Origin of the sequence: Rhizobium phaseoli, assembly GCF_010668805.1 — a bacterium.
Taxonomy (GTDB): domain Bacteria; phylum Pseudomonadota; class Alphaproteobacteria; order Rhizobiales; family Rhizobiaceae; genus Rhizobium; species Rhizobium phaseoli_A.
Map to the genome: position 1 here is coordinate 74751 of NZ_WUFT01000005.1, position 14986 is coordinate 89736.

At 61.0% G+C, this 14986-nt stretch carries 12 protein-coding genes; 2 read left to right on the forward strand and 10 right to left on the reverse strand.

Translation table 11 applies throughout. From position 1 onward, the window contains the following. Nucleotides 1-217: 217 nt before the first annotated feature. The 7 genes from rsmA to GR197_RS09275 form a co-directional block, all read right to left on the reverse strand. On the reverse strand, nt 218-1078 hold the full coding sequence (rsmA, locus tag GR197_RS09245) for a 16S rRNA (adenine(1518)-N(6)/adenine(1519)-N(6))-dimethyltransferase RsmA (RefSeq protein ID WP_164008708.1): 861 nt from the start codon (nt 1076-1078) through the stop codon (nt 218-220). Continuing rightward, nucleotides 1078-2106 carry a 4-hydroxythreonine-4-phosphate dehydrogenase PdxA gene (pdxA, locus tag GR197_RS09250; protein ID WP_164008710.1) on the reverse strand — a complete coding sequence of 343 codons (1029 nt, stop codon included), beginning with the start codon at nt 2104-2106 and terminating at the stop codon, nt 1078-1080. Before pdxA ends, rsmA begins: the two co-directional genes overlap by 1 nt. A gap of 6 nt (nt 2107-2112) precedes the next feature. Further along, the gene (locus GR197_RS09255; protein ID WP_164008712.1) at nt 2113-3057 is read right to left on the reverse strand and encodes a peptidylprolyl isomerase; all 945 of its coding nucleotides are present in this window, start codon (nt 3055-3057) and stop codon (nt 2113-2115) included. Nucleotides 3058-3240: 183 nt separating this feature from the next. After that, nucleotides 3241-5568, reverse strand: a complete 2328-nt coding sequence (locus GR197_RS09260) for an LPS assembly protein LptD (RefSeq protein ID WP_164008714.1) — start codon at nt 5566-5568, stop codon at nt 3241-3243. Then, nucleotides 5568-6656 (reverse strand): LPS export ABC transporter permease LptG, encoded by a 1089-nt coding sequence (gene lptG, locus GR197_RS09265; protein WP_164008716.1) that lies wholly within the window; start codon nt 6654-6656, stop codon nt 5568-5570. The genes GR197_RS09260 and lptG overlap by 1 nt, the downstream gene beginning before the upstream one ends. Then, on the reverse strand, nt 6653-7834 hold the full coding sequence (gene lptF / locus GR197_RS09270) for an LPS export ABC transporter permease LptF (RefSeq protein ID WP_164008718.1): 1182 nt from the start codon (nt 7832-7834) through the stop codon (nt 6653-6655). Before lptF ends, lptG begins: the two co-directional genes overlap by 4 nt. A gap of 100 nt (nt 7835-7934) precedes the next feature. After that, on the reverse strand, nt 7935-8708 hold the full coding sequence (locus GR197_RS09275) for a phosphatase PAP2 family protein (RefSeq protein ID WP_164008720.1): 774 nt from the start codon (nt 8706-8708) through the stop codon (nt 7935-7937). Nucleotides 8709-8852: 144 nt separating this feature from the next. On the opposite strand from GR197_RS09275, the gene GR197_RS09280 reads away from it, so the two are divergent. Together GR197_RS09280 and GR197_RS09285 are read left to right on the forward strand one after the other, a co-directional pair. Next, nucleotides 8853-10343 (forward strand): leucyl aminopeptidase, encoded by a 1491-nt coding sequence (locus tag GR197_RS09280; protein WP_164008722.1) that lies wholly within the window; start codon nt 8853-8855, stop codon nt 10341-10343. Continuing rightward, entirely contained in the window at nt 10343-10792 is a 450-nt protein-coding gene (locus tag GR197_RS09285) for a DNA polymerase III subunit chi (RefSeq protein ID WP_164008724.1), read from the forward strand. Before GR197_RS09280 ends, GR197_RS09285 begins: the two co-directional genes overlap by 1 nt. A gap of 99 nt (nt 10793-10891) precedes the next feature. Here GR197_RS09285 and GR197_RS09290 read toward each other — a convergent pair whose 3' ends face one another. The 3 genes from GR197_RS09290 to GR197_RS09300 form a co-directional block, all read right to left on the reverse strand. After that, entirely contained in the window at nt 10892-11818 is a 927-nt protein-coding gene (locus GR197_RS09290; RefSeq protein ID WP_164008726.1) for a Gfo/Idh/MocA family protein, read from the reverse strand. Nucleotides 11819-11932: 114 nt separating this feature from the next. Continuing rightward, nucleotides 11933-13975 carry a prolyl oligopeptidase family serine peptidase gene (locus tag GR197_RS09295; protein ID WP_164008728.1) on the reverse strand — a complete coding sequence of 681 codons (2043 nt, stop codon included), beginning with the start codon at nt 13973-13975 and terminating at the stop codon, nt 11933-11935. 66 nt (nt 13976-14041) lie between these two features. Continuing rightward, on the reverse strand, nt 14042-14884 hold the full coding sequence (locus tag GR197_RS09300) for a polysaccharide deacetylase family protein (protein WP_164008730.1): 843 nt from the start codon (nt 14882-14884) through the stop codon (nt 14042-14044). Nucleotides 14885-14986 lie beyond the last annotated feature (102 nt).

Consider the following 14986-nt stretch of genomic DNA (forward strand, 5'->3'; position numbering starts at 1 on the left):
TCCGAAATTGCATTCGCTCCGAATTTCCTTGCCAAAATTGCGGCAGCCACCGGCCACAGCCGGTCATTTGGCATTTTCTCGCCGTGGCTTCCAAGAACCGTGCGAGGGCTAGTCTAGCGCATGTCTCGCAAAAGTGTGCTGCGGTTTTGCGATAAAAACATACGTAGAAACAAAGACCTAAAGCGTAACCAGCGAATCTGAAAGATCGCGACACGCTTTAGGTGCCGACTTCGCGGCTTGCCTTCGTCATCACTAAGCTGTTTGCGAGAAGGCAGAATTCTTCGACGGACAGGGTCTCCGCCCGCCGCGCAGGATCGATCCCGGCCTTGACGAGCAGGCTCTCGCCGCCGAGGGATTTCAGGCTTTGACGCAGCATCTTGCGGCGCTGGCCGAAGGCCGCCTGCGTCACCTTTTCCAGATTGCTGGCAGCGCAGTGGATGGGGTTCTCGCGGGGTGTCAGATGCACGACCGTCGACGTTACCTTCGGGGGCGGCGTGAAGGCTTGCGGCGGCACGTCGAAGGCCATGCGTGCCTCCGTCCGCCAGCCGCAAAGTACGCCGAGGCGGCCATAATGGTCGTCATCTTCGCAGGCGACGATACGCTCGCCGACTTCCTTCTGAAACATCAGCGTCAGCGACTGCCAGAATGGGGGCCAGGCTTTCGGCAGCAGCCAGTTGACCAAAAGCTGTGTGCCGACATTATAAGGCAGGTTCGCGATGATCTTGACCGGGCCTTCCGGCGCCAAGGCCTCGAAATCGGTCTTCAGCGCATCGCCTTCGATCACCTCCAGCCGGCCGGGATAATGATCGGCGATCTCGGCGAGTGCCGGCAGGCAGCGGCTATCCCGCTCGATGGCGACAACTTTCTTGGCGCCGAGCGCCAGGATCGCCCGCGTCAGCCCGCCGGGGCCGGGGCCGACCTCGAACACGGTTGCCTCTTCGAGGGCGCCGGCCGTTCGGGCGATCTTTTGCGTGAGGTTGAGGTCGAGGAGAAAGTTCTGCCCGAGCGCTTTGCGCGCGTCGAGGCCGTGACGCTGGATGACGTCGCGAAGCGGCGGCAGGCCATCGAGTGCTGCCATTAGCGGCGGCCTTCCGCGCTGCGGCCGAGCTGCGCTGCGAGCTTCAGCGCCGCAACGAGGCTCTGCTCGCGCGCCAGTCCCTTGCCGGCAATGCCGAATGCGGTGCCGTGATCCGGCGAGGTGCGCACGAAGGGAAGCCCGAGCGTCACGTTGACGCTGTCGTCGAAACCCAGCGCCTTGGCCGGGATCAGCGCCTGATCGTGATACATGCAGACGGCGACGTCATATCGCGCCCGCGCCTCGTCATGGAACATCGTATCGGCGGGCAGGGGGCCGATCGCATCGATGCCCTCGTCGCGCAGGCGCTCGATCGCCGGGCGGATGACATCCTCATCCTCCTTGCCGATCGTCCCGCCTTCGCCCGCATGCGGGTTGAGGCCGGCAACGGCGAGCCGCGGCGCCGCGATGCCGAAGCGCTGCCTCAGGTCTTCATGGGCGATCCGGCAGGTTTCCACGATCAGTTCGTTCGTCAGCGCCTGCGGCACGTCTCGAACCGGAATGTGGATGGTGACGGGGATGGCCCGGAGTTTTGGCCCTGACAGCATCATGACAGGCATCACCGGTCTACCGGTCGCCCTGGCGGCGAGATCGGCGAGAAATTCGGTATGGCCGGGAAACCGGAAACCTGCCTCGTAAAGCACTGATTTGGAGATCGGGTTGGTAACGACCGCGAGCGCCTCGCCGTCGATGACAAGCGAGACGGCCTTTTCGATCGCCGCGATCGTGCCCTTCGCCGTTGCCGCATGCGGCTCGCCGGCCACCACTTCGATACCGGCAGGCACTGTCATGACGGGCAGCGCGTTGGCAAACATTCCGGCGGCCTCACTGGCCCTAACCGTCTCGCGGATCGAAACCGCAAGATTGAGCTGGCGGGCTCGCAACGCCAATACATCGGGATCGCCGATCAGGAAGAAAGGCGGCAGCCCGAGTTCACGCCGCCGGAGCCAGGCCATCAGGGTAATATCCGGCCCGATGCCGGCGGGGTCGCCCTGGCTCAGCGCAAGCGGTCGCGAAAACGGTATCGTCATCGTCGGTCAGCGATAGGCGATCTGCGCCTTTTTGCGCAGTTCATCCAGGTACTTCTTGCTGTTATCGTTTTCCGGATTGGCGTCTTTGTCGGCCTTGGACTTGCCGAGATCTTCCTGGCGGAACACCATTTCGGCCGCCTGGTCGTCGGAAACCTGACGCTGGCTGCAGATTGCCAGATATTCGACGCCCTTGTCGGTGACGCGGGTCCCGGTCGTATTGCCTTTGGCCTGCTCGACCAGCGGCTTCCAATCCGGCGGGATCTCGGGGGCGAGCATACGGCCGAGATCGCGCACGGAAACGTCGCGCATCGTTGCGGCGAAGACCTTTGCCTGATCGCAGCCCGGAAATTTCGAGCGCGACGCTTCGGCCTCGCCCTTGCGCTTGCCGGTGATAGCGTTGCGCTTGGCTTGCGGAATGACGAAGATAATCTGCTGCAGCATATATTCGGTCGTCACCGGCTTCTGCTTGTTGTTCTGCATCATGCGCGAGACGAGATCGTAGTTCGACAGCCGCGAGGTCGAACCGTAGCGCGCGTTGACGACCCGCGGCCAGCTCATCTGCACGGCGATGAAACCCTTGAAATGGTCGACGCCAACGCCGGCGCGATCGAGGATCTGCGACATCTGCTCGACGGAAAGCTTGTTGCCACTCGAAAAGCGGGCGAAAGACGCGTCGACGTCCTGTTGCGAAACCGACATGTGGACTCGGGAAACTTCCTGGCGCTTGAGCGCCTCGTCGATCAATTGCTCCTCGGCTGCCTTGGCATCGCCCTTCGAATGCTGCAGACGCATAAAGGCCTGGCGCTTGGCGACATCGCCGCTGGTGATGGCTGTGCCGTTCACCACGGCCTTGACTTCACTTGCAGCAAGCGCTGGAGCGGCAACACCCGTCAGCAAGGCAAGCGCCGCCCCGGCGAGGAGCGTGGTTATAGCTTTTTTCGCGTCAATCATCTGTTGACCTCCCATAGCGTCGCGAGACGTTGTTCGCGGCGTCCTTACCAAGTGCGAGACACGCGGACATTCGCTTCCATTGCGACGCGAATCCCCTATGCCTCAGATATCGACTGGCGGCAATGTCCTGCACAGGCTTACGGCGAAAGAATGGCTTCAGGCCATGTTTGAGCCGCCCGCCCATCACTGGAGGGTGTCTGAGCCGATCTTGATGTCGCCGAGCGTGCGGAAGGTCAGCCGTGCGCCGATCGTCCAGTCGCTTGCCGTCTCGTCGTCGGAATCCCTGCTGTCGGTATACGCAATCGTGAAGATCGTGCATTCGTCGTCATAGGAGAGGCCAAGCGTCCGACGGCTGATCACATCATTGTTCAGATCCCAGGCGATGCCGCCGAAAATCGACCAGTAATCCTTGAACTTGATTTTGCTGCTGGTCTGGAGCTCGTCATTGTCCGCGGCAAAGCCGTATTCCGGCTGGGCACTGAGATGGGTGAACGTCATCTGCGTGGAGAAGGTGTCGTTCTCGTAGGCCGTCGTCAGGTCGCCGCGGCGGAACTCGAAATTCTTCTCGTCGAGCCTGTACGAGCCGGTCACGGAAACGCCGAACGGTGTCTCGATACCGCCGAGGCCGACATAGTCGGAGCGAGTGGTTTCGAGGCCCGACTCCGCGCCGACATTGACAAGATCATCGGTGGCAAACGAGTTCTGGCCAGCGATCTGATAAGACTGGCCGAAGATGCCGTGCAGCTTGTAACCGCTGTCGAACGTACCGGTATACTGGACGCCGAGATTGGCGCGGGTACCGCCTTCGACGCGGTCGTAGCCCGAGAATTTGTCGCGGTCGAACAGTGAGGTGGCGTCAAAGACGAAGCTCTGCGCATCTTCGTTCGGCAGGCGGCCTGCGAGCTGCTCGTCGGGGCGGGCATAGATCTGCGCGATCGGCTCGAGGATATGCGTGCTGTTATCCGTCGTCATCAGGATCGGATAACGCATCTCCAGCCCGGCGGTGAACATCGAGCGGGTGGCGGAATTGCCGTCGCTGTAGTTGCCGGCGTAACCTGTGGGGTCGTCCATATTCAGCGCGAAGGCGTCGCCGCGCGCGGCCAGCAGCGGCGTGATGACCAGGCCGGTCGGCGTGACGTAGGTGCGCTTCCACTGCAGTTCGGTGGTCAGTCGCGACGTCTGGCCCTTGAGGCCGCGGAAGCGATCGAATCCGTCGACGGTATAGAAGTCGTCATGGGTGCGCGAAATATTCGTCAGGTTGACATCAGCCGACAGTTCGCCGCCCGCAAGCGGCTGCGGCGCCACATAGTGATAGTCGAGCGAGGGATAGACGATCGCCTGCTGTTTTTCGGCCGTGTTCGTCCGATCGGCATCCTGGACGTCGAAATAGAACGCCCGCATGTCGAAATAATTGCGTTTCCCAAGTCCCGTCAGGTAGATCTGGTTGGTGCGATCCGTGCCGGTGAAATCCCGCAGCTTGTAGGTTTTCGAGAAATTGTTGTCGCTCTGCATCATGACGTCCCAGCCGAACGTCCAGCGCGGATTGATCCGGAATTCGGCCTTCGAAGCCACCATGCCACGCTGACTGGCTTCGGCATCGCTGGTGCCGGAGCTGAAATTGTCCGGTTTTGCCTGGTCTATGCCGGCGACGCGCAGGATATGCGTGCCGTTTTCGAAGCGCTGGCGGAACTCACCTTCGATGAGGAAACCCTGGGCGGTATAGCCGGTGCCCGTGACCGTCGCGTCCATGCTCGGCGAGATCACATAATAATAAGGAACGGAAAGACCAAAGCCGAGATTCTGCGACAGGCTCATCGTCGGGAAGAGAAAGCCCGACTTGCGCTTCACCGTATTGTCGGGAACTTCGATGAACGGCAAGAAAGCGATCGGATGGCCGAGCAGCTCGAAGCGCGCCCTCTCCAGACGGATCGTGTGCGTAACGCCGTTCTGGATCACGCGCTTGGCCTTGACCTGCCAGAACGGCGCGCGCTTCGGATCTTCGGCGCAGGGAAGGCAGGCGGTGTAGACGCCCTTGTTGAGAATCATCATCGTGCCGCCGACGCGCTGGCCGCTTTCGGCGACGATGCGGGTGTTGTCGGCGGTTTCGATGCGAAGCGAGTTCAGGAACCCGTCGGCAAAATTGTCGGTCACGTCTAGGTTGTCGGCATAGATGCGGTTGCCGTCCGGGCTGACCAGCTCGACATTGCCGAGCGCCATCATCCGGCCGGTCTTCTGATTGTACTCGACCTTCTGCGCGACCATTTTGTAGCCGGCATAATTGATCTGCACGCCGCCGACCGCCGACACCAGATCGGCGTCACGGTTATAGAGGAGTTCATTGGCCGAAAGCAGAAGCTTGGCCTCTGCAGGAATCTTCTTTCCAATCGTTTGGTCGGGCGCGCTGACCTGGCCGTAGGAGACCGGGGCGCTGCCGAAATAGGAATATAGAGTCGCACCGACGAGCAGGGCAACCAACTGTTTACTAAAATACTTGCGGTCGCCTGCCGCCACTAGCCGTCCTCCTGATGAAGCAGAATTGTCGCACCCAAAGCCAGCGCGACGATCACCGGTATCCATGTCGCCACGAAGGGGGGCACAACTCCACTGCTTCCGAATGCCTTTACAAGCACGGTGATGACATAAAGCATGAAGCCCGAAAGGATGCCACCCAGAATCACGGAGCGAGATTGGTTGAACCGGCTAAATTTCAGGGACACTGTTGCAGCAATGAAAGTCATCGCCACCAGCAGCAATGGCTGGGACAACAGAGAGTTGAATTGCGTCTCCAGCGCCTTGGTCGAGATACCGAAGGATTTGGCCGCGGCAATGCGGTTGGAAAGGTCAAAGAAACCAATTGTTTCCGGCGCAGTCAGCCGCTCCTGGACGAAGTCCTGTTTCAGATTGGTGCGAAGTTGAACCGAAGCTTTACGCACGGGGATTTCGCCAGGCTTACGCTCGACAACGTTGTTAAGTTGCCAGTAACCATCTTCCAATTTTGCCGTCGCGGCGTCCTGTCTCAGAATGACCTGGCCGCTTGAATCGAAATGGATCAGCACCGCGTCGATCAGCTTGGTTCCGTTCTCCTGAACCGTCTGGGCACCGATGATGACGTCGTCCCGGCCACTGATCTGGCGCAGCCACGGAATCTGCGGCGCCTTGCGCAGAACCGCGTTCTCGCCGCGCCAGTCCGATTCGACCAGCAGCGCCTGGCGTTGTCCCCAGGCGGCAAGCGGATTGAGCGCCGTCATCGTCAGCAGGCCAAGCAGCAGCGAGCCGGCGATGAAGGGGAACATGAACTGCCAGACCGAAATACCGGCTGCGCGCGTGACGACGAGTTCATATTTGCGGTTGAGCCCGATCAGCACCGTCATGCCGACGAACAGCGCGATGAAGGGTACCGTCTGCTGCAGGATGAGCGGCAGGCGTACGGCGGTCATCAGAATGCCGCCGCCGATCGTGTAGCCGGGGAGGCCGGACATGCGGCCCGCCGTCTCGCTGAAATCGAGCAGGAAAGAAATCGCCGAGACGCCGATCAGGAACCAGCCCATCGTCACCAGGTAGCGGCGAAAGAAATAACGCGACAATGTCCCGAATATCATTGGGCCGTATCCCCGTCGGTCCTGCCGGTCGCGGCAAGCAGCCTTTCCTGTCCCCGTCTCCAGAAAGACGAAACCCGGTCCCGAATGAACGATGGAATGGCCAGTCGTTTGTGCAGGCCGAGGAAGACGATCGAGATAATGCCGCTGACGATCGGTATGGCATAGAGAACGACGATATATTCAGGGTCGGTGTCGATCTGATTGGCCGCATAGAATGCCGCCCATCGCAGCGCGAAGGCATAGGCGAGCGCGCTCACCATCGGATGCAGCCGCGCTTCGCGGTGCGAGCGCGCATCACCGGCGATCGCCAGCGAAAACAGGGCAAAGACGATAGGCAGGATCCAGTCCGTCAGCCGGCGATGCAGTTCGGCGCGGTAGCTCAGCGGTCGGATCGTATAATCCTTGTCGGCCGGATCCGGATTGATCAGGAACCACAGGTCACGGTCGCTGGCGCGCAGCGTCGCCTGGCCGCGGCTTTCCGTCATGTCCGAGAGGTCGAAGGAATAGGAATCGAAATTGATCACCGAGACATTGCCGTCGGGCGTTTTGCGGTGCACTTCACCCTCATGCATGATCAGCGTCGTGCCGGTGTCGTCGACAGCGCCTTCCTTCGCATAATAGACCAGCTCGTAGGCGGGGTCGCGCTCGTCGGCGACGAAAAGTCCCTTCAGCATGCGGCCGGCCATCCGCTTCGAGATCTGCACATAAAGGCCTTCATCAAGCTTGCGGAAGGTCTTTTCTTCGATCACCGAAGACAGCAGGTCGGCATAGGTTTCGGCGATCATCTGGCGCACGACGGTTTTTGCGCGCGGCTCGACGACGTTGTCGACAAAGAAGGAAAAGACGCTGACGACGGCGGCAAGCAGCAGAATCGGGCGGATCAGCACACTGCGCCGCGCCCCGGCCGCGTCGATGACGGTGAGCTCGGAATCGTTGTTCATCGTCGTCAGCGTCTGTGTGATCGCGATAACGAGGGCGAAGGGCAGCACAACGGGAATGATCGACGGCAGGATCATCGTGGCGAGCTTGGCGAACGAGCCGATCGACTGGCCGCTGTCGGTGACCAGATTGATGCGCTGCAAAACCTGAGTCGTCCAAATGATCGCCAGAACGGGTAGGAGCGCCACGAGAAACATCTGGCCGACGCGCCGCAATATGTATGTCTCGAGTAGTTTCATGCCTGCCCTTGAAAGCACCTGCACGCCCAAACGGCTTTGCAGGAGAATCCCTCTACGCTCTTTGTCGCGCTTTTGCGACAAGCTGGTGTCAAAAATTCATTCAAATTTCAGAATTTTTTCGATGCTGTTGCGACTCAGTTAACGCCAGCAACGCGGCGAAGACGACAAGCGACGAAAGCCATCCGAGAACGACGTCGGAAAGGTAGTGCGCGCCGAAGGATAGCCGCATTGCAGGCGTCAGGATCGAGACCGCCGCCAGGGGTGCTGCCACTGCATAACGCAGGGATTTCGGAACGAAGAGCAGAAGGCAGAAAAGCCAGCCGGCGCCTGCGGCCTCGCCTGAAATGAACGAGCAGTTCGAAACGCATTTTCCGGCAAGCGAACCGGCTTCGACGAAATGCAGCGCGCCGCCAAAAATGTCCGTCTGTATCGGCCGCGGCCGCCCCCAATGTTCCTTCAGGACGACGTTGACGAGCAGTACCGGCCCGATCAGCAGCGTTCCGAGCGCGACGTTCAGTTTGCGCGCCCGTTCGGCATTGAAGGTTGCGCCATGCTGCTGGTGGCATTCGATGAGCTTCCACACCATCACGATCGCCACGACATAGGGCAGGCGGAAGAAGATGGTGCGCAGAAGGTCGAAGTTCCCCGAGTCGCGATAGGGAAAGCCGCCGCAGATACTGCCGGCGGCGGCAGCCGCGTCGCAATCTGCACGCACGAAAAAAAGCTGGGAAAAATAGATGTCTATCCCGGGGAAGGCACGGAAGACGATAAGCAACGCCCACCACGTCCAGAACAGCAGCATGAATGTACCGAAAGTCGTTTTCGGCAGGCGGATTGCTAGGCCCCGCCATCGATTTTTCGAAAAAATTGTCAACGCGAATATCTACGAAACTGACGAAAACACGACGGCCCTGATAACCGCGGGTGACCATAACAATTGTCGCCAGCCATTGACAGACCCGCCAAACGCGAAATTATCCGCCACGGACGGATTTCAAAGAATCCCAGCGGAGAAGACATGTCAGCAAAGTTCGAAATTGCATTCTCAAAATCGGCAAAGCTCAATGGCGGCCTGGCGATCCTGTTGAAGACTGCCGAGGCCGAAAGCGCCGCGGGCACCGAAACGGTCGACCCTGCAGGCGTGATCGCCAAGGCTGCCAGGATCGCCCGATTCTCCGCGAAATCCATGAGCGCGCTTGATATTGTCGCCCCTGAAGGCGCATCCGTCGAACGCATCGTCGTCGTCGGGCTTGGCAAGACCGCCAGCCTCACCGCCCATGACTGGCTGAAGGCCGGCGGTATTGCGGCGGCGAGAATCAAGAATACCGATAAGGCGGCGGTCTTCATCGACGTGCCTGGCCTCGAGACGAGCGCGCGCGCCGCCGCCGATTTCGCGCTCGGCATGCTGCTGCGCGCTTATAGCTTCGATACCTACAAGACGAAGAAGAGTGACGACGAGGATGCGGCGGCGAAATCCATCAAGGTGACGATCGTCACCGCTGATCCGAATGCTGCCAAGAAGGCGTTTTCCGATTCCGAAGCGATTGCCGGCGGCGTCAATCTTGCCCGTGACCTTGTCAACGAACCACCGAACGTGCTCGGCCCCGTCGAGTTCGCCGCCAAGGCGAAGGAGCTGGAAAAGCTCGGCGTCGACGTGGAAATCCTGACGGAGAAGGAGATGCGCCGTCTCGGCATGGGTGCCCTTCTCGGTGTCGCCCAGGGCTCCGTGCGTCCGCCGCGCCTGGCGGTCATGCAGTGGAAGGGCGGCAAGGGCAAGGATCGTCCTATCGCCTTCATCGGCAAGGGTGTCGTCTTCGATACCGGCGGCATTTCGATCAAGCCGGCCGCCGGCATGGAGGACATGAAGGGCGATATGGGCGGTGCCGCGGCCGTCACCGGCCTCATGCATGTGCTTGCCTCCCGCAAGGCCGCCGTCAATGCCATCGGCATTATCGGCCTGGTCGAGAACATGCCTGACGGTAACGCCCAGCGTCCGGGTGATATCGTCACCTCGATGTCCGGCCAGACGATCGAGGTGATCAATACCGATGCCGAAGGCCGCCTCGTGCTCTGTGATGCCCTCTGGTATTGCAACGATCGTTTCAAGCCGCAGTTCATGATCAATCTCGCCACGCTGACCGGCGCCATCGTCGTGGCGCTCGGCAGTGTGCATGCCGGCCTGTTCTCCAATGACGACCAGCTTTCCGCTCAACTGACGGCAGCCGGCCTTTCCACAAACGAAAAGCTCTGGCGCATGCCGCTCGGCAAGGACTATGACAAGCTGATCGACAGCAAGTTCGCCGACATGAAGAACACCGGCGGGCGCCAGGCCGGTTCGATCACCGCGGCGCATTTTATCAAGCGCTTCGTCCAGGACACGCCCTGGGCGCATCTCGATATCGCCGGCACGGCGATGGGCTCACCGCAGGATGAGATCAACCAGTCCTGGGGTTCCGGATTCGGCGTGCGCCTGCTCGACGAGCTCGTTCGCGCCCATTATGAAGCCTGATGACGGACGTTCTTTTTTATCATCTGACCGAAACCAGGCTGGAGGACGCGCTTCCGCCGCTGATCGACAAAAGCGTCGAGCGCGGCTGGCGTGTCGCCATCCAGACGCGTGAGCCGGCGCGGCGCGATGCTCTCGACGCGCATCTTTGGACGTTCCGCGAGGAGAGTTTTCTGCCGCACGGCACCGACGAGGGCGATTTCGCTGAAAGCCAGCCGGTGCTTTTGACGGTGACACCTGACAACGCCAATGCTGCGACCGTGCGTTTCATCATCGACGGCGCCGAGCCGCCGCCGGTCGATGGTTATGAACGCGTCGTCTTCATGTTCGATGGTCACGACCAAGCGCAACTGGAGGCCGCCCGGGCGCAATGGAAGAAGCTGAAAGGCGAGGGGCATAACCTCACCTATTGGCAGCAGACGCCGGAAGGGCGGTGGGAGAAGAAGGCCTGAGCGGTTCACCGCGCCAGTGGCGCGTTACCGCCTCGAGCCTTTGTCGTCATCGAAATTCGTGAGGATCTTGAGCGGCACGATTCCTCGGCCGCCAAGGGCTCAGTCGTGGAACGCATCCACGAACTTCCGCTTGCCGAGCATGAAGGCGTCGGCGACGTGGCGCAGCGGCGCGAGATCGACATCCGACTTGCCGGCTTTGATGATTTCGGCGAAGCGGCGGTAAAGCGAGGGATATTCCTGCTCCGGCTCGGCGAATGTCAGCGTGCCGTCAATGGAAAGCTTGGCGCCGCCCTCGGCGAGAACCATCTGGCCGGCTGCCGTCTCCGCCACGATGTCCCAGCTCTGCTTGCCGGTCTGGCGCCAGTCGAATTCGGCATGAACCGGCAGGCCGTCGGCATCGCGGAAGCGAATGTCGGAAGCGATCGGCGCATCGCGGTTCTCGGGAAATTCGAGCACGGCCTCAGTGATGAAGATCGGCCGCGGCAGGATGTGGGTGACGATCGACAGCGCGTTGATGCCGGGATCGAAAACGCCGAGGCCGCCGGCCTGCCAGATCCAATCCTGGCTCGGATGCCAGTGCCGGACATCCTCCTTCCAGATCACATGCACGCTTTTGATCGTCGTCGAAGCCAGAAACGCCTTGGCGGCCTCGACGGCCGGCGCATAGCGCGAATGCCAGCTGGCAAACAGCGACGCGCCCTGCTTGCTCGCAAGCGCCTCGAGGTCGGCCACTTCGCTCAGCGTTGCGCCGGGCGGCTTTTCCAGGAAGACGTGCTTGCCGGCGACCAGCGCCTTATAGGCTGCTTCGTAACGATATTGCGGCGGCATGCAGAGCGAAACGGCATCGATCGACGCCTCGGCGTCAAGCATCGCCTCGATCGTCGTATAGCTCTTGACGCCTTCGACCGTGCCGTGGCGGCTTGCCGTGGCGACAAGCTCGAAATCCGCGTTCTTGGCGATGGAGGGGAGGTGCTGGTCGCGGACGATCTTGCCGACGCCGACGATGGCGAGGTTGATTGGGGACATAGTGTTTTCCAGCCTGTATGAAAAGTATGATTTATTGCGCTTTGTAGCAGAAAGAGGCGCGCCGACAAGCTCTCCTCCTTCATTCTATTGTATCCTACCGCATGATGGCCCGTCTTACCTCATGATAGTCTGGCGAAGGAAGCTGTAACCCATGGCCGCGCGGGCGGCGCGCTCTTCGGAATTGCCGTCGCCGCCATGCCCGCCTGAGCCGAATTCATGGAAGAACGGCCGGTGTCCTTCTTCCTCCAGTCGCGCGGCGAAACGGCGCGCATGCGAGGGATGCACCCGGTCGTCATTGGCCGAGCTTTCGATATAGATCGGCGGATAACTGATCTCGGTCGCCGGGCTGACATTGTGGAGCGGCGAGTAGCCGAGCATGAAATCCCGATCCGCTGCTATCTCCGGATCGCCGTATTCGTCCATCCAGGCCTGCCCCGCGCTGAACAGGTGAAAGCGCGTCATGTCGAGCACCGGCACCTGGCACCAGACGGCGCCGAAATCTTGTGGATAGCGCGTCAGCATCACGCCGGTCAGCAGGCCGCCATTGCTGCCGCCCTGGCAGGCGATCCGCGACTGCACGGTGTAGCCGCGGGCGACGACGTCGCGGGCGATTGCGACGAAATCGGCAAACGCCCTGTCTCGCCCCTGCCGCTTGGCGCTGCGATACCAGTCAGGCCCGAATTCGCCGCCGCCGCGGATATAGGCCTGCACATAGGCGCCGCCTTGTTCGAGCCAGCGGCCCGTCACCCCGGAATAGTTCGGCGATAGCGAAACATCGAAGCCGCCATAGCCGTAAAGCAGCACCGGCAGCGCGCCCTTGGTCCACTGCTTCGGCAGGACCAGCCGGTAGGCAACCTTCGTTCCGTCCTCGGAAACGGCCTCCAACAGTTCGGATGACATACCGGTCGCATCGAAATAGCTGGGCGCCGCGGCGACGAAAATCGGCTCGGCCTCTTTGCTGCGATCCGACAGTTCGAGGCGGTAACAGGCCGGAGGCTGCAGGAAACCCTGGCCGACGATGCAGAGCGTATCGTCGCCTAGATGCAGATCCGCATAGAGCGGCCTGAAATGAGCCGTCTGCATGTCGGCCGGCAGGGCGATCTCGCGCTGCTCGGCATCGGGTTTTGTCAGGTCTAGCACCAGGAGACGCGGACGCAGCCGATCGGAGATGATGAACACGCACCACTCCCGCATCAGCATCATCTGCGCGATCGACTGGCCCTCGCCAGGCTGAAACAGGATCCGCGCCGGCCCGAGCGGAGCCGTCTGCGAACCGGGATCGAAGCGCTGCAGCACGAGGCTGCCGGTGGGAACGCGCTCATCGGTCTTTGCTCGCCAGAGGCAATGATCGTGATTGAACTGGAAGTCCGCTTCCTTGGGCAGATCGATGCGCTGCTGCGTGCTGTCTTCGCCGATCAGGAAGGCGCTGGCTACGCCGATCTCATGGGCGGCGACGAAAATATCGACCAATCCGGCATTCGCCGAATCGCCTGACAGGGCAGGGTCGATAACGAGATTGAAGCCGTAGACGTCCTCGTTTGCGGCTTCGAACATGACGGTCGCATCTTCCGGCCGCTGCCCGCGCTTCAATCGCCGCCCGACCCGTGGCCATCCGGAGCGGGTCGCCGAAAATCGGTCGATCGAACCGAAATAGCAGATCTCGTCGCGGTTCAGCCAATTGGCGTGCGATCGTGCGGCCGGCGTATCGAAACCGCCCTCGACGACCTGTTTTTTCTCGGCGTCGAACTCCAGCAGCCGGTTAAGGTCGGAGCCGCCGTCCGAAAGTGTGAGCAGCACCCGCGTCGGCTCCCACGGGCAGGTGACGGCGCCGCGCCAGCTCCAGCGCTTGCCTTCGCTGGCACAGAATGCATCGAGATCGAATACCGGCTCCCAGCCGGCGTCCGGCAGCGGTTCCTGGTCGGAAGGCAGACGGAGCCAGACGCCGAGAGGATTGTCCTTGCTCTGCCGGAAATCGAACAGCCACGCGCCGCGGCGCATCGGCACGATCAACCTGTCCTGGCGCTCGATCAACGCCTTGATCGCGTCGCGATCCCTCACGAATTCAGGTGTTCTGAGGGCAGCGTCGGACACCCGGTTATGTTCGTCGATGAACTGGCGGGTGCGCGGATCCTCGTCCGTTTCGAGATGAAGGTTCATAGCTGACCTGCCGGTTCGTTGACGTCGAACAGATCTAGGCAGCGCGTCCGGACTTGGCAACCCGGATTACCGGGTTGTCACGAAATCGGCCGAGGCAACGAGGTTGTTCGGCGCCTGCCTCTTCTTGAACTTCAGCGTCACCACCTTGTAGCCTTCGGCTTCAAGGTCCGAAAGCAGGGTCGGCAGCATCGTTGCGGTGCGCTTGTGGATGTCATGCATCAGAATGATGCCGCGGCCGCGCTTGTGCAGCAGGTCCATTGTCCGCTGCGTCACGGAGGCCGGTGTTGTGGCGAAATAGTCCTTGCTGTCGATATCGACATCCATGACTACCAAATCGCGCGTGGCGATCGCGGCGCGCAGTCTGTGGCTCTCGGAAAGATAGGGGAAGCGGAAGAAGGAAACGTCGGTTCCCGTTGCCTTGGTCACCGCCAATTCGCCCTTGATCACCTCGGCCATCGCCGCGTCGAAATCAAGCGCACTCAAATCGGCGTGGTGATAGGTGTGACTGCCGATCGTGTTGCCGTCCTCAGCGACCTTGCGGGCCAGCACCGGATGCAGTTCGGCCATTTCACCGACCATCATGAAGGCGCCCTTGACGCCGAACCGGTCGAGGATCGCCAGCACCTTATCGGTCCGGCCCGGGATAGGACCGTCGTCGAAGCTCAGGATCACTTCCTTGTCCTGCAGCTTGAGATCGGCGAGCGAAGAGACTTCCAGCGTGCGTCCGGCCAGATGGTGCCAGCCGGTCATGCGCGGCGCCGCATCGTCGCCGGCAAAGGCAAGTTTCCGCTCCTCGGACGCGATCACCGAGGAGGTCTTGATCGAGGTATCCGGGGCCTGTTTGGTGGTGCTGCAGGCAGACAGGGCGGCCGTGAGGGCCATGCAGGACAGAATGAAAAAACGGTACATCGAAAGGGCTCAACAAATCGGTAACGAATGTTGAGACAACCTTTCGAATTATGGTTAACGATTGGTTGATAGTGGCTCGAATTGTGCTGATCCGCGGCACTT

Bases quoted from the DNA above. Each gene is read 5' to 3' on its own strand.
- GR197_RS09280 (WP_164008722.1), top strand. From the start codon at position 8,853: ATGTCAGCAAAGTTCGAAATTGCATTCTCAAAATCGGCAAAGCTCAAT.
- rsmA (WP_164008708.1), bottom strand. From the start codon at position 1,078: ATGGCAGCACTCGATGGCCTGCCGCCGCTTCGCGACGTCATCCAGCGT.
- pdxA (WP_164008710.1), bottom strand. From the start codon at position 2,106: ATGACGATACCGTTTTCGCGACCGCTTGCGCTGAGCCAGGGCGACCCC.
- GR197_RS09285 (WP_164008724.1), top strand. From the start codon at position 10,343: ATGACGGACGTTCTTTTTTATCATCTGACCGAAACCAGGCTGGAGGAC.
- GR197_RS09290 (WP_164008726.1), bottom strand. From the start codon at position 11,818: ATGTCCCCAATCAACCTCGCCATCGTCGGCGTCGGCAAGATCGTCCGC.
- lptF (WP_164008718.1), bottom strand. From the start codon at position 7,834: ATGAAACTACTCGAGACATACATATTGCGGCGCGTCGGCCAGATGTTT.
- GR197_RS09295 (WP_164008728.1), bottom strand. From the start codon at position 13,975: ATGAACCTTCATCTCGAAACGGACGAGGATCCGCGCACCCGCCAGTTC.
- lptG (WP_164008716.1), bottom strand. From the start codon at position 6,656: ATGATATTCGGGACATTGTCGCGTTATTTCTTTCGCCGCTACCTGGTG.
- GR197_RS09300 (WP_164008730.1), bottom strand. From the start codon at position 14,884: ATGTACCGTTTTTTCATTCTGTCCTGCATGGCCCTCACGGCCGCCCTG.
- GR197_RS09255 (WP_164008712.1), bottom strand. From the start codon at position 3,057: ATGATTGACGCGAAAAAAGCTATAACCACGCTCCTCGCCGGGGCGGCG.